The organism is Nocardiopsis sp. CA-288880 (assembly GCF_050955985.1).
Taxonomy (GTDB): domain Bacteria; phylum Actinomycetota; class Actinomycetes; order Streptosporangiales; family Streptosporangiaceae; genus Nocardiopsis; species Nocardiopsis tropica.
The window spans coordinates 1,657,286-1,677,484 of the sequence record NZ_CP192105.1 but is presented as its reverse complement, the minus strand read 5'-3'; the positions used below and the strand labels follow the sequence as shown (position 1 = coordinate 1,677,484).

The 20,199-nt window shown below is 76.3% G+C and carries 18 protein-coding genes; 10 read left to right on the top strand and 8 right to left on the bottom strand.

Going from position 1 to position 20,199, the window contains the following annotated elements:
* The first annotated feature begins 168 nt into the window (after positions 1 to 168).
* Complete coding sequence (locus ACQPYD_RS07340; RefSeq protein WP_433700318.1) at positions 169 to 1,380, top strand: FAD-dependent monooxygenase; 1,212 nt, start codon at positions 169 to 171, stop codon at positions 1,378 to 1,380.
* Positions 1,381 to 1,446: 66 nt separating this feature from the next.
* Here the strand turns inward: ACQPYD_RS07340 and ACQPYD_RS07335 are convergent, their stop codons facing one another.
* Positions 1,447 to 1,857, bottom strand: a complete 411-nt coding sequence (locus tag ACQPYD_RS07335) for a spore-associated protein A (protein ID WP_433700317.1) — start codon at positions 1,855 to 1,857, stop codon at positions 1,447 to 1,449.
* 495 nt (positions 1,858 to 2,352) lie between these two features.
* Between ACQPYD_RS07335 and ACQPYD_RS07330 the strand changes: the two genes are divergently transcribed.
* Positions 2,353 to 3,369, top strand: a complete 1,017-nt coding sequence (locus ACQPYD_RS07330) for an SRPBCC domain-containing protein (RefSeq protein WP_433700316.1) — start codon at positions 2,353 to 2,355, stop codon at positions 3,367 to 3,369.
* Positions 3,370 to 3,489: 120 nt separating this feature from the next.
* Here the strand turns inward: ACQPYD_RS07330 and ACQPYD_RS07325 are convergent, their stop codons facing one another.
* Positions 3,490 to 3,990 (bottom strand): hypothetical protein, encoded by a 501-nt coding sequence (locus ACQPYD_RS07325; protein WP_433700315.1) that lies wholly within the window; start codon positions 3,988 to 3,990, stop codon positions 3,490 to 3,492.
* A gap of 450 nt (positions 3,991 to 4,440) precedes the next feature.
* On the opposite strand from ACQPYD_RS07325, the gene ACQPYD_RS07320 reads away from it, so the two are divergent.
* The gene (locus ACQPYD_RS07320; protein WP_433700314.1) at positions 4,441 to 5,664 is read left to right on the top strand and encodes a PucR family transcriptional regulator; all 1,224 of its coding nucleotides are present in this window, start codon (positions 4,441 to 4,443) and stop codon (positions 5,662 to 5,664) included.
* Positions 5,665 to 5,691: 27 nt separating this feature from the next.
* Here ACQPYD_RS07320 and ACQPYD_RS07315 read toward each other — a convergent pair whose 3' ends face one another.
* A complete protein-coding gene (locus ACQPYD_RS07315; RefSeq protein WP_433700313.1) occupies positions 5,692 to 6,657 on the bottom strand; it encodes an LLM class F420-dependent oxidoreductase in 966 nt (321 codons plus the stop codon).
* A gap of 281 nt (positions 6,658 to 6,938) precedes the next feature.
* Here ACQPYD_RS07315 and ACQPYD_RS07310 point away from each other — a divergent pair, with 281 nt between their 5' ends.
* The 4 genes from ACQPYD_RS07310 to ACQPYD_RS07295 all read left to right on the top strand — a co-directional run bounded on the left by ACQPYD_RS07310 (position 6,939) and on the right by ACQPYD_RS07295 (position 10,173).
* Positions 6,939 to 7,469, top strand: coding sequence for a YbhB/YbcL family Raf kinase inhibitor-like protein (locus ACQPYD_RS07310; RefSeq protein WP_267948693.1), 531 nt, complete (start codon positions 6,939 to 6,941; stop codon positions 7,467 to 7,469).
* A 224-nt stretch (positions 7,470 to 7,693) separates the two neighbouring features.
* The gene (locus ACQPYD_RS07305; RefSeq protein ID WP_433700312.1) at positions 7,694 to 8,785 is read left to right on the top strand and encodes an ATP-grasp domain-containing protein; all 1,092 of its coding nucleotides are present in this window, start codon (positions 7,694 to 7,696) and stop codon (positions 8,783 to 8,785) included.
* Positions 8,786 to 8,829: 44 nt separating this feature from the next.
* Positions 8,830 to 9,588, top strand: coding sequence for an inositol monophosphatase family protein (locus ACQPYD_RS07300; protein WP_433701982.1), 759 nt, complete (start codon positions 8,830 to 8,832; stop codon positions 9,586 to 9,588).
* A gap of 114 nt (positions 9,589 to 9,702) precedes the next feature.
* Positions 9,703 to 10,173, top strand: a complete 471-nt coding sequence (locus tag ACQPYD_RS07295; protein ID WP_433700311.1) for a DUF1707 SHOCT-like domain-containing protein — start codon at positions 9,703 to 9,705, stop codon at positions 10,171 to 10,173.
* A 199-nt stretch (positions 10,174 to 10,372) separates the two neighbouring features.
* On the opposite strand, the gene ACQPYD_RS07290 is transcribed toward ACQPYD_RS07295, so the two are convergent.
* Positions 10,373 to 10,867 carry a DUF3145 domain-containing protein gene (locus ACQPYD_RS07290; RefSeq protein WP_267948689.1) on the bottom strand — a complete coding sequence of 165 codons (495 nt, stop codon included), beginning with the start codon at positions 10,865 to 10,867 and terminating at the stop codon, positions 10,373 to 10,375.
* Between the two features lie 310 nt (positions 10,868 to 11,177).
* On the opposite strand from ACQPYD_RS07290, the gene ACQPYD_RS07285 reads away from it, so the two are divergent.
* The 3 genes from ACQPYD_RS07285 to ACQPYD_RS07275 all read left to right on the top strand — a co-directional run bounded on the left by ACQPYD_RS07285 (position 11,178) and on the right by ACQPYD_RS07275 (position 14,761).
* On the top strand, positions 11,178 to 11,957 hold the full coding sequence (locus ACQPYD_RS07285; protein ID WP_433700310.1) for an RNA polymerase sigma factor: 780 nt from the start codon (positions 11,178 to 11,180) through the stop codon (positions 11,955 to 11,957).
* The gene (locus ACQPYD_RS07280; RefSeq protein ID WP_433700309.1) at positions 11,954 to 12,388 is read left to right on the top strand and encodes a hypothetical protein; all 435 of its coding nucleotides are present in this window, start codon (positions 11,954 to 11,956) and stop codon (positions 12,386 to 12,388) included. The genes ACQPYD_RS07285 and ACQPYD_RS07280 overlap by 4 nt, the downstream gene beginning before the upstream one ends.
* 210 nt (positions 12,389 to 12,598) lie before the next feature.
* Positions 12,599 to 14,761 carry a CHAT domain-containing protein gene (locus ACQPYD_RS07275; protein WP_433700308.1) on the top strand — a complete coding sequence of 721 codons (2,163 nt, stop codon included), beginning with the start codon at positions 12,599 to 12,601 and terminating at the stop codon, positions 14,759 to 14,761.
* Between the two features lie 61 nt (positions 14,762 to 14,822).
* Here the strand turns inward: ACQPYD_RS07275 and ACQPYD_RS07270 are convergent, their stop codons facing one another.
* The 4 genes from ACQPYD_RS07270 to ACQPYD_RS07255 all read right to left on the bottom strand — a co-directional run bounded on the left by ACQPYD_RS07270 (position 14,823) and on the right by ACQPYD_RS07255 (position 20,148).
* Positions 14,823 to 15,476, bottom strand: coding sequence for an MBL fold metallo-hydrolase (locus ACQPYD_RS07270; protein ID WP_433700307.1), 654 nt, complete (start codon positions 15,474 to 15,476; stop codon positions 14,823 to 14,825).
* Positions 15,477 to 15,589: 113 nt separating this feature from the next.
* A complete protein-coding gene (locus ACQPYD_RS07265; protein WP_267948685.1) occupies positions 15,590 to 16,411 on the bottom strand; it encodes an enoyl-CoA hydratase-related protein in 822 nt (273 codons plus the stop codon).
* 354 nt (positions 16,412 to 16,765) lie between these two features.
* A complete protein-coding gene (locus ACQPYD_RS07260; RefSeq protein ID WP_267950289.1) occupies positions 16,766 to 17,341 on the bottom strand; it encodes a DUF5998 family protein in 576 nt (191 codons plus the stop codon).
* 86 nt (positions 17,342 to 17,427) lie between these two features.
* Complete coding sequence (locus ACQPYD_RS07255) at positions 17,428 to 20,148, bottom strand: GNAT family N-acetyltransferase (RefSeq protein ID WP_433700306.1); 2,721 nt, start codon at positions 20,146 to 20,148, stop codon at positions 17,428 to 17,430.
* Positions 20,149 to 20,199 lie beyond the last annotated feature (51 nt).

Sequence of the window (20,199 nt, the reverse complement as noted above, 5' to 3'; positions counted from 1 at the left end):
GCCCCGGAGGGCTCCGCCCGCGGCCCCGCGGCGCTCTCCGCCCCCGGCGGTGTGCACCGTCCGGACGGTACGGTTCCTCTGGGGGGCTCCACGGCCCGTGGACGGCTCCCACACGCAGCGGGCGAGGCGGACGGGTCCCCGGCCTCGCCCCCGACCCGGAGGATTCGAGTGCCGATCAGGAACAGGAACGTGCTCATCGCGGGCGGCGGGGCGGCCGGCCCCGTGCTCGCCCACTGGCTGGCCCGGCACGGGTTCGCGCCGACGGTCGTCGAACGCGCGCCGGAGCCGGCCGCGGGCGGCCACCTCGTCGAGGTGTCCCCGCAGGGGATGGGCGTGCTGGACCGGATGGGCGTGGGCGAGAGGGTCCGGGCCGAGGGCGGGCCCCTCCCCGACGTGCACTCCTACATCAGCGGGCGCGAACGGCCGATCGTGCTGCCGCAGGGGCACGTGGGCGCGGTCGCGATCAGGAGCGGGAACCTGTCCCGCCTCCTGCGCGACCGCGCGGGGGACGGCGTCGAGTACCTCTTCGGCGACTCCGTCACCTCCCTGGACGAGGACGCCGACGGCGTGGACGTCGGCTTCGCGCACGCGCCCGGACGCCGCTTCGACCTGGTGGTGGGCGCCGACGGCCCGGACTCCCCCGTCCGCCGGCTGGTGTTCGGCTCCGACGCCGACGGACGGGTCGAGCACCTGGACGCCAACCTCGCCGCCTTCGAGATCGACAACCACCTCGGCGTCAGCGACGTGATGATGTGCCGCGTGTGGCCCTACCGGGGGTGCGTCGTCACGACGTTCCCCGGCAACGACCGGCTGGAGGTGGAGTTCCTGATGCGCAACAGGACCCCGGCCGCCCCGGCCGAGATGGACATGGAGGCGAGGTACCGCTTCCTGGAGGAGGTCTACGGGGAGGACGGCTGGGAGGTTCCCGGCCTGCTGCGGGCCATGCGCGGGGCGGACGTGCGCCTCGCTCCGTCGACCCAGGTCAGGCTGGACGTGTGGAGCAGGGGCCGGACCGTCCTGGTGGGCGACGCGGCCCACGCCGCGGACCCGATGGCGGGCCAGGGGACGGCCCTGGCCCTGATGGGCGCGACGGCGCTGGCCGGGGAGCTGGTCTTCGCCGAGGGCGACCACGAGCGCGCCTACTTCTCGTACGAGGCGTCCATGCGCGGGACGGTGCGGGAGGCGCAGAGCCTGGGGCCCGCCCTCACCAGGGACTACGCGCCGGAGGGCAGCAGGGGGGAGGTGTGGCTGCGCGAGCGGGCCGATGCCGCCCTGCTGCTGGGCAGCCGCCTCATGGCCCAGTACGGCGCGCGGTCCGGCTACGAGTACGTGGGCGACGGCTTCCCCGCCGACCGCTACGCGCGCGTCCTCTCCCCCTGACCGGCCCCCGGGGGGGACCCGCCCGGACCGGCGCGGTGAGCCCCACCGGTCCGGGCCGGGCGCGGGTCAGCCGCAGTTGGTGGCGGGCAGGGTGATCGTGGCGTTGCCGATCGTGCCGCCCCAGTTCATGCAGTACCCCGCCCCGCTGCGGTAGACCGGCCCGGCGTAGGTGGTGTAGTCGCCGGAGTCGCGCACCCAGGCGCTCTCCCCCGTCCTGCGGACCATGGCCTCCATGTGGGTGGCGGCGCCGGGGTTCGCGCGCACGGTCACCACGCAGTTGTAGCCGTTGGAACTGTTGTAGGTCAGGAACGCGGTCCCCCGGTTGTCGGGGAACTCGATCCTGTTGACCACGGCGTACCCGCTGCCGCAGGCGCCGTTGTAGGCGGCGGCCGCGGCCGGGGCCGCCGAGAGGAGCGAACCCGCGGCGACGGCCGCGCAGAGCACACTTGTGGCGATGGTTTTCCGGAGCTTGTCCATGTCACTTCCCCGCATCTGTCGCGCCGGGTCCGGCGCGGGGGACATCGTCTCCGGGACGGCTTCCGTTCCCCTTCTCATCCGCTTGCGTCCGGTCCTCCGTCCGGCGGGCGCGGCCGGGGCGTGCCGGAGGACCGGCGGCCCCGCGCGGACGGCCGGAGCGGGCGGCCCCCCGTGGCGGGCATCGGGGACCCGGCGCCCGAACCGGACGACCCGGCGCGCTTCGGCGAGGCCGTGGTCGGCGCGGCCCAGCTGGTCGCCGGCGTGCCGCACCTGCCCCGGGCCCCGGCCCCGGGGCGTCCCCGGGGGCGGCGCGCAGGACCGGACGCGGCGGAAGGGTCCGCCCCGTGTCCCGGACGGATCGCCCCGCCTCCGCGCGGTGCGTACGCTGGCGGCGTCGGCGGATTCCGGAGGACGGGTCCGCCGGCCTGTCGACGGACCCCGGGCACGGCCCGCCGGGGCCCACCCCTCCCCCAGGGCCCGAGTGGAGACCGCCCCGTGAGGATCAGCACCGAGTTCACCGTGAACGCGCCGGTCGGGCGCGTGTGGCGCCTGCTCACCGACGTGGAGGCGGTGGCCCCCTGCGTGCCCGGCGTGAGACTGACCGGCGTCGACGGCCCCCTGTACTCCGGTGCGGTGCGGGTGAAGGTCGGCCCGCTCGTGGCCGCCTACTCCGGTACCGCCCGTTTCACGGAGCTGGACGAGGGGGCGCGCCGTGCGGTGGTCGAGGCGTCCGGCCGGGCCAGCCGGGGCGCGGGAGGCGCCTCGGCGACGGTGACCGCGCGGCTGCGGGCCGAGGCCGGGAGGACGGTCGTCGGCGTCGACACCGACCTGGTCCTCACCGGCCGGTTCGCCGAACTGGACGCCGGCACGGTCAGCGCCGTGTCGGCCTCGCTGGCGGCGCGCTTCGCCGCGGCCCTGGAGGAGAAGTACGGCTTCGCCCCCGCCGGGCCCGGGAGCACGGAGGCGCCCCCTCCGGCCGTCCCCGACGCACCGCAGGACGCCGCTCCCGGTTCGCCCCGCGGGGCGGCCGCGCCCGGGAGCACGGAGGCGGCCGGGCCGGAGGGTGCCCCGGAACCCCTCGGGGCCGGACCGGAGGAGCCGCCGGAGGCCGGCCGGAGCAGGGAGGACGCCGGGACGGGCGCGGTCGTCGGGGCCGCCGGAACACGGGAGACACCTCGGTCGGACCACGCCTTTCCGGACGCGGCCAGAAAAAGAATGACAAAGAACCCCGAGCCCTCCGCCGGGGAGGAACAGCGCTCCGACCAGGCAGAATACGGGGACTCCGACCCCCGCCCCGCTGCCTCCGGGGCCGGGGAGGGCTCCGCGGGACCCGCCGTGTCTGGTATCACAGGCGATGTGACCGGTGCGCAGAAGTTCCCCGACCATGCGGATATCTCCCCCTCGGCCCCGGCGGCCTCCGCCGCGGGGACCGTCGCCGACCGGCTCTGGCCGCTCCTGGCCGTCGTGGTCGTGGCGGGCGGGATGATCCTGGGCTACGTCCTCTTCACCTGAGCCCGCGCCTCCGCGTCCCCGGCCCCCCGTTCCGCGGCGGGCCCCCCGTTCCGCAGCGGGGCCGTCCGGGCCCGCGGCCCGGGACGGTCACCGCGCCCGGCGCCTCCCGGGGGCCACTCCTCAGGCTCCGCCCGGGGTCGTGCCGGGCAGCCGGGTGGCCAGCCACTGGTCGTCGGAGTCCTGGCGCATCTCCAGGACTCCGGGGTCGTCCTCCCCCGGGAAGACCAGGGTGACCGTGGCGATCGGGGTGTCCCCGTCCAGGTCGGTCCCCATCACGGCGTCCCCGACCTCGGCCCCCTCCGCGTCCGGGAGGGACTCGGCGTAGGCGGGGAAGGCCTCGGCGCAGTCGGCGCCCCCGTGCTCCTCGACCAGCACGTTCCGGGCGGCGGGGTCGATCAGGGCGCAGCCCGCCTCGCCGTCGACGGCCTGGAGCGAGGCGACGAACCCCCCGGCGGCGCGCAGGGCCTCGGCCTCGGCGCCGGCGTCCGGCGCCGCGCCCCCTCCCGTCCCCGCGCCGGTCTCCTCCGTCTGCCCGGCGGCCTCCTCCCGCTCCTCCCCTCCCGCGCAGGCCGTCACGGCGAGGAGCAGTGCCAGGGGCAGGGCGGGCAGCAGCCGTCGCATAGGGGGCCTTCCGAAGGGGGCGGGCGGGGCGTCCGCACCATTGTTACCGCATCCACCCGGCCGGTGACCACCGGTGCGCGCCGCCGGGTTCCCGGCGCCCTCCGGGCGGGGCGCGGTCCTCCCCGCCCCGCCCGCCCCTGCGGAGGCGCGCCGCCGACGGGCCCGTCCGGGCTCCCGGCGCCGCACGCCCCGGGCGGACGCGCGGAGGGCGCGCGACGCGGACGGCCCCCGCGACGCGGACGGGGCGGACCCCGGACCGGGCGCCGCCGGCCTCCGGCGGCGCCCTCCCCGGCGGGGGCGGGGTTGTCCGCGCGTCCGGGCTCTGGTGATATGGAACCGTGTGGTACCCGTCACCGCGTCGGGTCCCGCCGAGACCCGTACTTTCTGGCGCACAGAGCACGCGCGGGCGTGCCACGGGCGGCTCCGCCGCGCGTCCGCGCCGGAGGTGACATGACCCATCCACTGCGGGAGGACCGCGGGACGGAACCGTTCTCGCGGATCCCGCCGGAACTCGGCGCGCGGCTGCGCGCACAGGTCCCCTCCCTCGTCGAGGAGGCCCTGGAGGACCTCCGGCGCAGGTCGCGTGAGCACTCGGCCCCCCTGGGGCCCGCCGACGCCGAGAGGCTGCGCCGGGCGCTCGCGGCCGGTGTGCACGGCTTCCTGGACCGGGTGGAGGTCGGCGGCCCCTCCCCCGTGCTCGCGGACGCGCTGGCCTCGGAGTTCCGGGCGCTGGGCGCCGCCGAGGCACGGCACGGGCGCACCCTGGAGTGCCTGCACACGGGGATGCGCGCGGCGGCCGCCGTGGCGTGGCGGAGGCTCGCCGCCGCGGACGCCCTCACCCGCGAGCACATGGGCGTGGTGGGCGAGGCGATCTTCGTGTTCCAGGAGGAGGTCTCGGGCGCCGCCGCCGAGGGGCACGCCCAGGTACGCGGCGCCGGGGCGGACGCCCTGCACCGGCGCCGGCTCCGCCTCCTGGAGGCGCTGCTGGCCGAGACGGGCACGGAGTACGACGCCCGCGCGGTGTCGGCGCTGGCCGGGGCCGCCCGGTGGCGGGCCCCCGGGCGGGTGGCCGTGGCCCTGCTGCTCCGGGACGGCCCGGCCGGCCGGACGGCCGCCCTGCCCCCGGACGTGCTGGCCGATCTGGACCGGGCGGAGCCGTGCGCGCTGGTGCCCGATCCGGAGGGGCCCGGCAGGCTGCGGTCGCTGGAGCGCTCGCTGCGCGGGGCCGACGCGGTGCTCGGTCCGAGCGTCCCCCTGGACCGGGTGCCCGTGTCGCTGGCGCGTGCCCGCGACCTCGCCGAGCTGGTGAGGGCCGGGCTCGTCGCCGGCGGGGGCGTGCTGCGGTGGAGCGACCACCTCCCCGCCCTGCTGCTGACGCGCGACCCGGCGCTGGTCGGCGAGATGGCGCGGACCCGGCTGGCTCCGCTGGCGGGGCTCCGCGCGCCGCAGCGCGAGCGCATGGCCGACACCCTGCTGGCCTGGCTGGAGTCGGGGCTGAACGCCAACGAGGCGGCGGACCGGCTGCGCATCCACCCCCAGACGGTGCGCTACCGGATGCGCCGGCTGGAGGAGCTGTTCGGCGAGCGGCTGCGCGACCCGGCCGAGCGCTTCGAGCTGGAGCTGGTGCTGCGGGCGCGCGGCCTGCTCGGTCCCCTGGCGGAGGGCGGCGGGTAGCGGCCTCCGCCGCCCCGGGCGCTCCGGTCAGTCCCCGGGGGCCAGGGCCCGCACGAGGGCCGCCGGGTCCGCGGACTCCTGCCCGATGGGGGCGAGCACCGGGGTCGTCACACCGTTGTCCGCGTAGGCGCGCACGCGCTCGCGGCAGTACTCGGCTGGACCGTGCACGATCAGCTCGTCCACCACCCGGTCGGGGATCGCGGCCAGGGCCCCCTTGCGGTCCCCCTCGTCCCACCTGCTCCACATCGGGTTCAGCTCCTCGCGCCCCAGCCACTCGTGGAAGGCCCGGTACACGGGGACGTTGAGGTAGGCGGCCACGGCCCGCCGGCCGACCCCGCGGGCGGTGTCCGGGTCGGTGTCGGGGGCGACGAAGATCCTGGCCACGATCTCCTTGTCCTCCCCGGCCCCGCGGACGTACGGGGCGACCGTGCGCACGTCCTCGGCCGAGAGCCAGTTGACGACGGCGCCGTCGCCCTCGCGGCCCGCGAGCCTGAGCATGCCCGGCCGCAGGGCCGCCACCAGCAGCGGCGGGGCCTGCTCGGGGACCGCGCCGAGGGTGAAGCCCCGGACGCTGAACGTGTCGTAGTCGGCCGTGACCTTCCGGCCGGTGAACGCGGTCCGCAGGAAACGCACGGTGTCGCGCACCTTCTTGTACGGCTCGTCGAACGGGATGGAGTTCCAGCGTTCCACGATCACGTTGGAGGAGGTGCCGATACCCAGGGCGAACCTGCCCGGCGCCGCCGCGGCCATGGTCGCCGCGCTCATCGCCAGGGTGGCGGGGCCGCGCGTGTACGCGGGCACGATCGCCGTGCCGAGGCGCAGCGCGGGCGCCCAGACGCTGGCCAGGGCCAGCGGGGTGAACGCGTCGGTGCCGGCGGCCTCGGCCGACCACACGTCGGTGTACCCCAGGTCCGGCATCTGCTCGACGACGGCGCGCTGGTCGGGCAGCGGGACGCCCTCCAGCGGGATGGTGATGCCCCAGCGAGTGGTCATGGCGACTCCCTGTCGGTGTCCGGGGACCGGCTCGGGTGCGTTCCCCCGTGTCGACAAGCACCGTACCGCCCGGTCGGTTTGTTGTCTGCTCCCCCTCCCCGCCATCCGCCGGGGCGGGCCGCGCGGCCGGCCCCGGCGGGCTCACCCTCCGGGCAGGCCGACACGGGGCCGCGGCCCGCAGCGGGCACGGCCGCCGGGGCGTATGTTCGTAGGGTCCGCCCTCCGGGCCCGCCCGGCCGGGCGGAGGCAGCCGACCCAGACGAACGAAGGAGGCCCCTTCCGTGGCCACGCCACCCTCCCCCTACGACTTCCTGCCCCAGGTCGCGCCGTTCACCGTGACCAGCGACGACGTCGCCGACGGGCAGACCCTGCCCACCGCCCAGGTCAGCGGGATCATGGGCGCCGGAGGCGAGGACGCCTCGCCGCACCTGGCCTGGAGCGGCTTCCCCGAGGGGACGCGGAGTTTCGCCGTCACCTGCTTCGACCCCGACGCGCCCACCGCCAGCGGCTTCTGGCACTGGGCCGTGGCGAACATCCCCGTCGGGGTCACGGAACTGGCGACGGGCGCCGGTGACGGTTCCGGACTCCCCGAGGGGGCCGTCACCCTCCGCAACGACGCCGGCGGCCACCGCTACGTGGGCGCCGCTCCGCCCGCCGGGCACGGACCGCACCGCTACTTCTTCGCGGTGCACGCGGTGGACGTCCCCCGCCTCGACGTGGACGGGTCGGCGAGCCCGGCCTTCCTCGGCTTCAACCTGTTCTCGCACGCGATCGGCCGCGCCCTCGTCACACCGGTGTACGAGCAGGAGTAGGTCCGCGGACGGATCCCGCGTGAACCCGAGGGGGCGGTCGGCGCGACACGGCGCCGACCGCCCCCGGCCCTTTCCTCCCGGGGGCTCCTGATACACGCGCAACCCGCCCGTCCGGTTGTCCCGGCAACCGGATCCGGCCAATCACGGGCTTCCCGGCGCCTCGCGGTCTAGGCTCGGGCTGTCCCCCGGCCCGCCTCCCGAACACGCTTGGAAGGGTGCAACCGGTGCCACAGCAGACGCCGAGCAAACCGACCGTCGTCGTCACGACAGCGGGGTCCGCTCCCACCCCCGGCACCATCCTCCACCTGCGGGAACAGGGGTTCCGTGTGGTGGCCACCGACATCGACCCCGCCGCTCCGGGCCTGTACCTCGCCGACCGAGGCCGCCTGGTCCCGCCCGGGGACAGCGAGGCGTTCCTGCCGCGGATGAGGGCCCTGTGCGCCGAGGAGGGGGCCGTCGCGATCGTCCCGCTCGTGGACGAGGAGCTGACCCGGGCCGGCGAGCTCTCCGGGGACGGCCTGTCCGTGCTCCTGCCCCGGCCGGAGTTCGTCGCCGCCTGCCTGGACAAGTACGTCCTCATGCGGGAGCTGGAGCGCGCCGGCATCGGGACCCCCCGCACCTGGCTCGCCTCGGAGCGGCCCTGCGCGCCGGAGCCCGCGGCCCCGGACGGCCTCGTCGTCAAACCGCGCAGAGGGCGCGGCAGCCGCGGGGTGACGGTCGTCGAGTCGGTCCGCGACGTGGCACGGGCCGTGGCCGAGAGCGGCTACGCGGCCGACGAGCTCATCGTGCAGGAGCGGATCACCGGACCGGAGTACACGGTCTCGGTGGTGGTGTGGCGCGACGGAGCCGTCCAGGCCGTCGTGCCCAAGGAGGTCCTCCTCAAGCAGGGGGTCACCAGGTACGCGGTGACGCGGCGCCACTGCGGCGTGGACCGGACCTGCCGGGCCGTCCAGGCCGCGATGCGCGCCGACGGGCCCTTCAACGTGCAGCTGGCCCTGGACGGGGCGGGCCGTCCGAGGGTCTTCGAGATCAACCCGCGCTTCTCCTCGACGACGGCGCTGACCGCGGCCGCCGGGGTGGACGAGATCGCCGGGCTGCTCCGGCAGGCCGTCTCCGGCGGCCCCAGGCTCACCGACGAATGGCGTGAGGGCGTGGCGATGGTGCGGCGGTGGACGGACGAGTTCATCAGCGAGGCCAGCTTCGCCTCGCACGGCCTCTCCCCCGCCCCGGCGGGCACGCGCGCCCCCGCGCCTCCGGAGCCGCCCGGGGGGCCGGCTCCGGCCGCCGTCCCCGCCGCCCCGGCGCGTGCGCGGTGACCCCCGGTCCGTACCCGAGCCCCTCCCACCCCCTGTCGGAGGCGATGGCCGAGGCGGTCGTGGCGGTCGGCGACCGGCTCCGCGCATGGCGCTCCGACCCGGCCGCGCGCGGCGGGGCCTGGGACGGGGACCAGTTCAAGGCCGGGGCCGACGCCCTGGCCCACCGGGCGCTGTCGGAGCGCCTGGCCGCGATCGACGGCCGCATCCCCGTGGTCAGCGAGGAGGACCCCGCGTCGCTGCGCCGGGAGCGGCCGCCCCGGTACTGGCTGATCGACCCGGTCGACGGGACGGCGAGCTACGCGCACGGGTTCCCCGGGTACGTCACCCAGGCCGCGCTGGTGATCGGGGGGCGGCCGGAGGTCGCCGCGGTGTTCGCACCGGAGTCGGAGACCCTGTACACCGCCGTGCGCGGGCAGGGCGCGCGCCGCGACGGGCGCTCCCTCCCCCCGCTCGGAGCCGCCCCGCCCGGCCGGGGCGTGCTCACCGACAACACCCCCGAGCCCCGGGGGATCGCCCGCCGGGTCCGGGAGCGCTTCGGCTACGGCGGGTACCTGGAGAGCGGGAGCATCTCCCTGAAGCTGTGCCTGATCGCCGACGGATCGGCGCACCTGTTCGTGAAGGACGTGCCGGTGCGCGACTGGGACGTGGCCGCGCCCGCGCTCGTCCTGGAGGAGGTGGGCGGTCTGGTCACCCGTCTGGACGGCTCCCCCTTCGGGTACCGGGGGCCCTACGAGCACACCGGCCTGGTCGGCGGCGCGGACCCCTCCGCCTGCCGCGCCGTCGCCCGCTGGCTGGCCTCCTGACCTGCGGTTCGACAGGACCTCGCAAGGCGTCTCAACGAGTGGCGCGGATCCCTTTTCCCCGCCGGTCGTGGCGCGTATCGTGTGGTCACCAACTCGCGCCTCTGGGGGTGGGACGTGGAAGGCCGAACTCTGCCGCCGAACCGGATACGCGCCTCTGACGCCGAGCGCGACCAGGCGGTCGACCGCCTCACCGTCGCGTTCGTCGAGGGCCGCCTGGACCACGAGGAGTACGACCGCCGGGTGGGCCTGGCCCTCACCGCGGTGCTCGTCGGCGACCTGCGGCCGCTGACGGAGGACCTCCCCGGCCCCGGTCCGGGGACGCCCCTCGCGGATCCGCGCCGCGACCCCCGGTTCCGCGAGGCGCCCTCCGGGGGCGACCTGTCCGTCCTCTCCCTGCCCCGGCGGGAGTGGGGGGACGAGTGGCGCTGGTGGACGGGGGTGGCGGTCGCCCTCACCGGCGTGTGGGGGACGGTCAGCCTGATGGGCGGCGAACTCGTGCCCTACTGGCCGCTGGTGCCCCTGGGGATCTGGGCCGCCGTCCTGCTGGCCTCGGTCATCTGGCCCGGCGGGGAGGATCCCCCCTGAGGCCGCTCCGGCGTCCGGGCGCGCGCCGGGACGGGGACGGGCAAGGGCCCGCGCCCGTTCCGGCGCGGCGGCCCGCGGGGCGTCCCGGAGGCGCCGGAAGGGGCGCACCCGCCCCGGCGCGCGCGGCGTCCAGCAGGTTCTCCCGGGCGATCCCCGCGTCCCGCCCACCCCGGCGCGCGGCGCGGCGCCCGGCCCCGGGTCAGCCCACGGCGTGGAGCCAGCGGACGGGCGCGCCGTCGCCCGCGTAGCGGAACGGCTCCAGCTCCTCGTCCCACGAGCGCCCGGTGAGCAGTTCGATCTCGGCCGCGAGGTCGGTCCCGTCGGCGGCGGCACGCTCCATGGCGTGGCGCAGCCGCCCCTCGGGAACGAGGACCTCGCCGGCGGCACTGGTGACGGCGGTGAACATTCCGAGCGACGGCGTGTAGCTGTAGCGCACGCCGTCGCACCCGGGCGACCCCTCCTCGGTCACCTCGAAGCGCAGGCGCTGCCATTCGTTCAGCGCCGAGGCCACCGCGCCCGCGGTCCCCGGCTTCCCCTGCCAGTTGAGCTCGGCCCGGTGGTTGCCGGGAGCCGCCGGTTGGGCGACCCAGTCGAGTTTCACGGGTACTCCAACGACGCCCGCGACCGCCCACTCGACATGTGGGCACAGCGCCGCCGGCGCGGAGTGGACGTACAAGACGCCACGTGCGGACACCGAACCTCCTGATACGAACGAGTGCGCTTCCCCGACGCCCTCGTACCACGAGAAGGTTGCATACCCGCCTGAATACTTTTGCCCCATTGTGCCCCAAGGGCACCCTGAGAACCAGCTCACCAGCTGGTATTTTCCAGCGTTCCCCTCCCTGACCGCGGCCCCAGGGATTAGCGTGGGCCACGGACGAGCAGGGAGTCCGATCATAGTGGGGGCGGGTTTGTCAGACCAGTCGCACGAGGACATCCGTGGCACCCAGGCATCTCCTCAAACCGTACTTTCGACCCCTTCGGGGGAGGAAGCCCCCCTCCTGTTGTCGGTTTCGGCCAGAACCGGCCCCGCTCCCGCCTTCGCCGAACCGCCCGACCCCCTCGCCCCGGACCGCGCGCGAACCGGCCCCGTCCCCGCCGACGGACCCGCCGCCCGCACCGGCGGAGGGCGGCCCCCGCCCGCCCACGGCGCCGGTCCCCCGCACGTGAGGGCCGACCGGTCCCCGCGGGACGCATCGGGCGACCCCCCGGACGGGTCGGCGGAGGACGCCGACCTGGTGCGGCGCGCGCTGCGCGGCGACCACCTCGCCTGGGAGGGGATCGTGGACCGCCACCTGCCGGTGGTGAACGCCATCGCCCGCTCCTACCGGCTCTCCGGGCCCGACCGGGAGGACGCCGTGCAGACGGTGTGGCTCACCCTCAACCAGCACCTGCCCCGCCTGCGCCACCCCGGACGGCTCCGCGCCTGGCTGCGCCGGGTCGCCCACCGGACCTGCGCCCGCCAGCGGCGCACCGGGTCCCTCGACCGCGCCGTGGACCCCCACGACCTGGCGGCCCTCCCGCTCGCCGGGGCGCCGGACCCCGAGGCGGAGTACCTGCGCGGGGAGCGCGACGAGGAGCTCCACCGCGCGATCCGCGGCCTCACCGACCCGGCCGAGCGGCGCGCCGCCCTCGCCTACCTCGCCGACCCGCCCGGCCCCGGCTCCGCCGGCCGGACCGCGCTCCCGGAGGGGGGCGACGGCCCCGCGAACCCCCGGGCGGCCTCGAACCAGCGGCGCCGCGTGTTCCGCAGACTCCGCCGCCTCCTGGAGGAACCCACGTGAGGAACCGTCCCGACACCGGCCCCGCCTCCCGGCCCCCGCACGCGGAGGACGGGAGGGCCGCCGCCCTGGCGGCCTTCGACCGCTCGGACGACGCGGCGGACCTGGCACGGACCCGCGCGGACACGGTCCCGGCCACCGAGGCGGCACGCGCGGAGGACGGCGCCGTGACCGCCGCTCTGCGGTTCGAGCACGGGGGCGTGGCCGTGGACCTCCAGGTCCGGGCGCACGGGCGTACGCGCTCGCTGTCCGGACTCGTCACCGGGGACTTCGAGCACGCCGTCCTGCGCGTGCGCCGCCCCGGCGCCACCGCCAGCCCGCCCGTGGGCGAGGACGGCCGGTTCTCCCTGGACGGGCTGCCGCGGGGGCCGATCAGCCTGTCCCTGCTCAGGACGGGGCGCCCTCCGGTGGTCACCGCCTGGTTCACCGTGTGACGACGGGCCGGGGCCGTCCACCCGGAACAGGACGCTCCGAACCCGGATTGGGGACGCGCGCGAACCCGCTCCCCTTCGTCCGCGCCCGCACCGCTTCGTCCGTTTTCGCTCCCCCCGGTTCGTCCACAGCGGCGCGGACACCGTTCCCCCGCGGACTCCGACCCTGCTATCACTGGTTCCGGCCCGCCCCTCGGCGAAAGGCAGCCGGTCGTGTCCCTCGGTCCACCGACGTCCCCCTCCGCCTCCCCTCCCGCGCTCCGGCCCGGCGACCGCGTGTCGCGCTCCGGAGGATCCCTCCTCTCCCGGGTCACCCACGGGGTCCGGCTCGCCCAGGACGGCAGGTTCGAGGAGACCGTGGACCTCCTCACCGACACCCGCCTGCGCCTGGACGGCCATCCCGTGTCCGAGGCGGCCCAGGTGGTTCCCGGGCTCCTCGTCAACCTCGGCCTGGCGCAGATCCTGTGCGGCCGCTTCGACCGGGCCGAGGACCAGTTGCGCGAAGCCCTCTCCCTCACCGAGGAGCGGGGGCTGCCCCTGCTGGGCATGGTGGCCGGCCAGAACCTGGGCTGCCTCAGCCTCTACCGGGGCGACGCCTCCGCGGCCATCGCGGCGTTCCACGCGCTCGCCCCGCGCCTGCCCTCCTCCCGGAGGGAGGCCCTGCACGTGGACCTGGCGGAGGCGCTGCTGGCCGAGGGGCTGGTGGAGGAGGCCGCGGAGGTCCTCGCGGACGGCCCCTGGGCGGACGGGGGGTCGTCATCGGCGAGCACGCTGCTGGTGGAGGCCAAGCTGTGGCTCCTGCGGGGCGACCACCGCCGCGCGGCGGAGCTGGCCCGCCGCGTCCGCCGCGGTTTCGGCGGGGGATCGCTCTGGCACCGGCTGGCCGCCCGCCTGGAGCACAGGGCCCTGCGCGAGGCCCGCCCCCGCCCGCTGTCACCCGTCGAGCGGGCCGAGAACGCCCTGGCGGCGAGGGTCCCGCTGGCCGTCACCGCGCGGGGCGCGCCGACCGCCCGGCACGGGGCGCCGGTCCCGGCGGGCGGGCCTGCCGCGCCCCGGCCGGGCGGGCCGGTCGAGGACCCGCACGTCGTACGGGCGGGGCTGGAGAGCGCCCTGGCGGCCGGGGACGCGTCCGCCGCCGTGGAATGGGCGGAGCTGGCCCGCACCTGGGCCGTGCCGCGCGTGCCCGGCCCCCTGGCGCACGACCCCGGGACGGCCGCGCTGGCGGACCGGTACCGCGAGGCACTGGTCCACGACCGGGACGCGGACGCGGCGGCCCGCCTCTGGGAGTCGGCGCGCTGGCGGGCCCACCACGCGGCCCGGGCCGCGGGAGAACCCGGCGACGCCCCCTTCCCCCGTCAGGCCGGGGACCGGCGGCGGGGCCGACCGCCCCGTACCGCCCCCGCACCCCGTCCGGGCGCCCCGGAGCGCGCCGACCGTCCGCGCCCCGTCACCGGCCCCCTCCTGGAGCGGCTCGGGGACAGGGCGTTCCTGCGGTACACCAGGGCAGCGGGGGACGCGGTGGTGCTCGTCGCGGTGGCCGGGCGCGTACACGCACGCGTCCTGGGCCCGCTCCCCCGGGTGGCGCGGGCCCTCTCCCGGTTCGTCCACCCGCTCCTCGTCCCCGGCCGCCCGCCCGGCGCGACGGCGCGCGAGGCGGCCGCCCTCGCCACCCGGGCCCTGCTCGGCCCCGCCCTGCCGCTGGTCGGGGACCGGCCGCTGGTCGTGGCCAGCGACCCCTTCCTGGGCGACCCGCCCTGGGGCATGCTGCCGGCGCTGCGCGGACGCCCCGTGAACCTGGTGCCCACCGCCCGCTTCTGGCTGGACCGCCGACGGGAGCCCGGCCCGGTCGCGCCCCGCCCCGGGCGCGTCCTCCTGGTGGCCGCCCCCGAACCCGGCGGAGCCGTCCGCGAGGTCTCCCGGCTGGCGGACCTCTACCCGGGGGCGCGGGTGCTCGCCGGCGACCGGGCCAGGCGCGGGGAGGTGCTGGCCGGGATCGGGCGGGCCGACCTGGCGCACGTGGCCGGGCACGGGCGCGTACCCGACCGCTCGCCCATGCTGGCCTCCGTCGGCCTCTCCGACGGTCCGATGCTCGCCTGCGACCTGTCGGCCCTCCCGCGTGTGCCGGACACCGTGGTCCTGTCCACCTGCTGGAGCGGCAGGGACTTCGCGGGGCGGACCGGCGCTCCGCTGGGGTTCGCCGGCGTCCTCCTGGCCGCCGGGGCCCGCACCGTCGTGGCCAGCCCCGTCCCCGTGGGCGACTCCGGGACCGGCGAGGCCATGCGCCGCTTCCACCGCGCCCTGGCCGGCGGCGTGCCCGCGCCCGAGGCGGTGGCCGTGCACCTCGGGCGGGCGGGCTTCTGCTGCTTCGGCGCCTGAGCCGCGCCGCGGGGCCGTGCGCCCCGGGGGCGGCGGCAGCCGCTCCGCCGCGGGGGCGCCGTCACCAGCCGCGTTCGCGCCACTCCCCGAGATGGGGCCGCTCGGCGCCCAGGGTGGTGTCGGCGCCGTGCCCGGGGTAGACCCAGGTGTCGTCGGCGAGCGCTCCGAACACGCGCTCCTCCACGTCCCCGAAGAGGGTGCGGAAGTCCTCGTCCGACCACGTGCGGCCGACACCGCCCGGGAAGAGCGAGTCGCCCGTGAAGAGGTGGGTGCGGCCGTCCGGGTCGTCGTAGCGCAGCGCGATCGACCCGGGCGTGTGCCCGCGGAGGTGGATGACGGTGAGGGAGCTCTCGCCGACCGGGATCCGGGTCCCGTGGACGACGGGCTCGTCCACCGACACCGGGAGCTCCTCCCCGTCGTCGGGATGGGCCACCGTCCGGGCCCCGGTCTGGCCGACCACCTCCGCGAGGGCCGTCCAGTGGTCCTGGTGGCGGTGGGTGGTGATCACCCGCGCGAGTCCGCCCTCGCCGACCATGTCCAGGATCCGGTCCGGCTCCGCGGCGGCGTCGATGAGTACCGCCTCACCGGTGGAGTGGCAACGCAGCAGGTAGGCGTTGTTGTCCATCGGGCCGACGGTGAGTTTGCTGATCGTCAGGTTGGTCAGTCGTCGCAGGTCGGCGGGGCCGCCGACCCTCGTATCTCCGGAGTAGCTCACCCGACCATTGTGGCCTGCCGGGGGGAGCGGGCGCACCCGGGCCGCGCATGCCGGACGGCCGACGGTCCGGACGCCCCGCCTCCCGGCCGGGGCCGCCCCGTTCCGGGCCTGCGCTACCGCGCCCACCGGGGGGCGCGCTTCTCGAAGAAGGCCGCCCGCCCCTCGGCGGCGTCCTCCCCGGAGAAGAACTCGGCGGACAGCTCGCCCATCCGCGTGAACGCCTCCTTGCGCCGTTCGGGCGCGGCCAGCGCGCCCGAGCCGAGCTCCCCCAGGAGCTCCTTGGTGCGGGAGAGCGCGCGCGGGGCCGCCCCCCTCAGCCCCTGGAGGACCGCGTCCACGGCGTGGGCCATGTCGCGGTCGGGGACGGCCTGGGTGAGCAGGCCCGCCTTGGCCGCGGCCGAGGCGTCGAACAGCTCACCGGTGAGGAAGTAGCGGCTCAGCTGGCGCGAGTGCATGCGCGCGGACACCGGCACGGAGATGACGGCGGGGACCACGCCGATCCGCACCTCCGTGAAGGCGAAGGTGGCGCTCTTGGGGGCGAGCGCGATGTCGGCGGCGGCGACCAGCCCGATCCCCCCGGCGCGGGCGGCGCCGTTGAGGACGGCGATCACCGGTTTGGGGGCGCCCATGACCTGCTCGAAGATCTCGGGGAGTTCGGGGGCCGGTTCGGTCGGGGCGCCCTGGAGCGCCGCCGCGACCTCCTTCAGGTCGGCCCCCGCGCAGAACACGGGGCCCGTGCCGGTGAGCACGATCCCCCGCACCCCGTCGTCGGCCACCGCCTCGGCGAGGGCCGCGGACAGTTCGGAGCGCAGCCGCGCGGAGAGCGCGTTGCGGTTGCCGGGGGAGTCGAGGGTGACCGTGGCGATGGCGCGGTCGACGGACAGGCGCACCAGGGGGGCGTCGTCCGGGGGCATCGGGGACGGGTGCTGCGTCATCGCAGGCTGACCTTTCTCCGTGTCCATCCCCGCGTGCGCGGAGAGGGGGTGAACCGCGCGCGGACCTGTCGGACCCGGCGTGCGTACGCAGGCGGCTCGTGACCGGTCGCGTCTCGCTTGTGGCGGTATGCGCGAATCCGCTTCCACCTTAGACGGACCGATCGCCGAGGCACCACGCTTCGTCACGCCCGGTTCGTTAAGTCCCCGTCACACCCCGACGCGGGAATGTTACGCGAACCGGCGGAGCCGGCCCCTCGCCGCCGCCGACCGTGGCCGCGACCCCGCACGCACGCCCGGGGGCGCGGACCGGTCCGGTCCGCGCCCCCGGGAGGACGGCCCGCCCCGCCGGGCGGGTCAGCGCGTGGTGGCCGTGGACAGGGCCTCGGCGAAGTGCATCATCGCGGAGACCGCCGCGGCGCCGTCGGCGGCCTCGCTCACCCGCAGCGTGAGGGGCTCGGCCGTGATGGCGCCGGTGTAGCCGTGGTCGAGCTCGCACGTCTCGTCGGCGCAGGCGGCCGGTTCGAGGTCGATGTTGGCGACGGCGCCCCAGTTGACCGACAGGTTGACGCTCAGCACCAGTTCGCTCGGCAGGCTGCCCGGGGTGTACTGGGCCGGGTTGGGCACCACCCTGGTCAGGGCGACCGACTGGATGTTGCCCATCTGGATGCTGTCCGTCGTGGTGGACGCGTGCGAGGTGCCCTCCGTCTCGTTCGGCGGGTGCTCGTCCGTGTGGCACACCACGAGCCGGGTCGCGGTCAGCAGCATCACGGTGATGTGCCGCCGCATCTCCATCGCCGGGTCGAAGGTCGCCTCGTGGTGCACGATGAACGCCTCGGCGCTCTCGCCGCCCAGGGCCTGGGCGACGGCGTCGATCACCAGCGCGGGGTAGTACCCGCTGCGTTCGATCTCCAGTCGCCAGTCCGTGGACACGGCACGTGTTTTCCTCATACCCCTATCCTGCCCCTTTCCCGTGACACTTCGCGACCGGGCCGAGAAGCGGGCGGACCACCCCCTGATCAGAACGTCACCCCGCGCAGCCTCCGCGGCCCCGCGTCGGGCCGTACCTCGGGCGCCTCCCGCAGCCACATGCGCGCGCCCAGCACGTGGGCCCCGGTGGCGTTGACGAGGACCGGGTCCAGGTCCACGTAGCCGATCTCGGGGAACGCCTCCACCAGGCGCGACACCCGGATGAGGAGTTCCTCCAGCGCCTCCACGTCGGGCTGCTCCGCGAGCGAGGTCGCGCCCGCGGGGAGGCCGAACAGCAGGGGCGCCGCACGCACCGCGTGGATGAGGTCGGCGGCGTCCATGTCGGTGAGGGGGGCCAGGCGGAACGCCCGGTCGTCCAGGAGCTCGGCGGTCACGTCGGCCAGGCCGAACGAGACCACCGACCCGAAGGACTGGTTGTCCCCCGCACGGATCACCGTGGGCACGCCGGGCGCGGCCATGCGCTGGACGACGAGCCCCGCCTCCGCGCCGAACCGGTCGTACAGCGACAGGAAGGCGCTGCGCACGTCCTCCGGGGTGCGCAGGTCCGCCCGGACGAACGCGCCCCCCGCACGGACCCGCAGGTCGGGCGAGTCGGCCTTGACGACCACCGGGTAGCCGAGGTGCCCGGCGGCGACCACGGCGCCCTCCGCCGAGGACACCGGGATGTCCGGGTAGGCGGTGATGCCGTAGCAGGACAGCAGATCGCGGGCGTCCTCGCCGGAGATCGCCGTCTCCTCGTCGTAGCGGCGCTCGCCGCCGAACCAGGCGACGTCGTCCGCGGACGGCTTGGCGTTCCTGAGCGCGCGGACCAGCGTCGCGCGGGCACGGGCCCCGTCGATGTCGGGCAGTTCGGGGTGGCGTCCCGGCTTGCGGTTGCGCCACTGCGTGTAGCGGGTCGCGTAGGCCAGGGCGCGGACCGCGTCCTCGGGCGAGGGGTAGGAGGGGACCGATCCGCGCAGGGTCTCGCCGCTGTCGCCGACGTGGCGCAGCTCCTCTGGGAGCCCCTGGCGTCCCAGGTAGGTGGCCACGATGGGCTTGTCGGAGCCGAGCGAGCGCGCTCTGAGGACCCGCGCGACGTCGTCGGAGATGGGGTGGAGCGCGGGGATGAACACGACCACGACCGAGTGCACGTCGTCGGCCGCCAGGGCCGTCTCCAACGCGAGGTCGAAGTCCTCGGCGGTGGCCTGGGGGCCGAGGTTGACCGGGTCGTGGGGCTTGAGGCCCTGACGCACCGCGGCGTCCTTGACCAGCAGTTCCAGGGAGTCGGAGTTGCCGATGACGCCCACCCGGGGCCCCTTGGGCAGGGGCTGGTAGGCGAACACCTGGGCGGCGTCGAACATCTGCGTGATGTCGTCGACCCGGACCACCCCGGCCTGCTGGAACAGCGAGGTGACGGCGTAGTCGGGCAGGGCGAGACCCCCCGCCGCGTGGCCGGTGGGGGTGGTCTGCGCGGAACCGCCGCTGCGCACCGCCACGACGGGCTTCTGCTTGGCGAGGCGCCGGGCCAGGCGCGTGAACTTGCGCGGGTTGCCGAGCGACTCCAGGTACTGCAGGACGACCTCGGTGGCGGGGTCCTCCTGCCAGTACTGCATGAGGTCGTTGCCGGACACGTCGGCGCGGTTGCCCGCGGAGACGAACGTGGACAGGCCCATCCCGCGCTCGGCCACCCGCTGGAGGATGGCCCGCCCCAGGGCGCCGGACTGGGAGAAGAAGCCGATCGACCCCACCGGGGGCAGGTCGGGCGACAGGGTCGCGTTGAGCGACACCCGGGGGTCGCTGTTGGCGATGCCCAGGCAGTTGGGGCCGACGACGCGCATGCCGGCGGCGCGGGCGGTGCGCACCAGCTCGTCCTGGCGCGCGCGGCCCTCCGGGCCGGTCTCGCCGAACCCGGAGCTGACCACGACCAGCCCGAGCACGCCCTTGTCCGCGCACTGCTCGACGACGTCGACGACCATGTCGGCGCGGACCGCCACGACGGCGAGGTCCACCTGGTCGGGGATGTCCAGGACCGAGGGGTAGGCGCGCACGCCCACGACGGCCTTGGCCTCGGGGTGCACCGGGTAGACGGGCCCCTGGAACTCGCCTCCGAGGAGGTTGCGCAGGGCCGTCTGGCCGATGGTGTGGGCGGTCCGGCTCGCGCCGATGACGGCGACCGAGTCGGGGAAGAGGAGCCGGGCGATGGAGCGCGACTCCGCGCGCTGCTCGCGGGCCCGCATGACCTCGGTGGAGTCGTCCGTGGGCTGGAGGTCCAGCGTGAGGCGGATGACCCCCTCGTCGAAGGTCTGCTGGGCGGTGTACCCGGCTTCGCGGAAGACGTTGATCATCCGCCGGTTCTCGGGCAGCACGTCGGCGATGAAGCGGCGCACCCCCCGTTCGCGCGCGGCCGCGCCGATGTGCTCCAGCAGCACCGACGCCAGGCCGCGGCCCTGGTGGCCGTCCTCCACGACGAAGGCGACCTCGGCCTCCTCGGGCGCGACCTTGTCGTAGCGCACCACGGAGACCAGGGAGTCGGAGATAGTGGCGACCAGGGCCACGCGGTCCTCGTAGTCGACCGTCGTGAACCGTTTCACATCGCGGTCGGAGAGCTTGGGGTAGGGCGCGAAGAACCGGTAGTAGATCGTCTCCGGGGAGAGGCGTGCGTGGAACTCGCGCAGCAGGTCGGCGTCTTCAGGGGTGATGGGGCGCAGGTGCGCGGTGCCTCCGTCGGTCAGGACGACGTCGGCTTCCCAGTGATTCGGGTAGGACTGCACGACTGCGAGACTAGACGACAATCGGTCGAATCCGGGGAAAGTCCATGCGGG

Coding starts and splice junctions, on each gene's coding strand:
- ACQPYD_RS07335 (WP_433700317.1), bottom strand. CDS start 1,857: ATGGACAAGCTCCGGAAAACCATCGCCACAAGTGTGCTCTGCGCGGCC.
- ACQPYD_RS07325 (WP_433700315.1), bottom strand. CDS start 3,990: ATGCGACGGCTGCTGCCCGCCCTGCCCCTGGCACTGCTCCTCGCCGTG.
- ACQPYD_RS07320 (WP_433700314.1), top strand. CDS start 4,441: ATGACCCATCCACTGCGGGAGGACCGCGGGACGGAACCGTTCTCGCGG.
- ACQPYD_RS07315 (WP_433700313.1), bottom strand. CDS start 6,657: ATGACCACTCGCTGGGGCATCACCATCCCGCTGGAGGGCGTCCCGCTG.
- ACQPYD_RS07300 (WP_433701982.1), top strand. CDS start 8,830: ATGGCCGAGGCGGTCGTGGCGGTCGGCGACCGGCTCCGCGCATGGCGC.
- ACQPYD_RS07265 (WP_267948685.1), bottom strand. CDS start 16,411: ATGACGCAGCACCCGTCCCCGATGCCCCCGGACGACGCCCCCCTGGTG.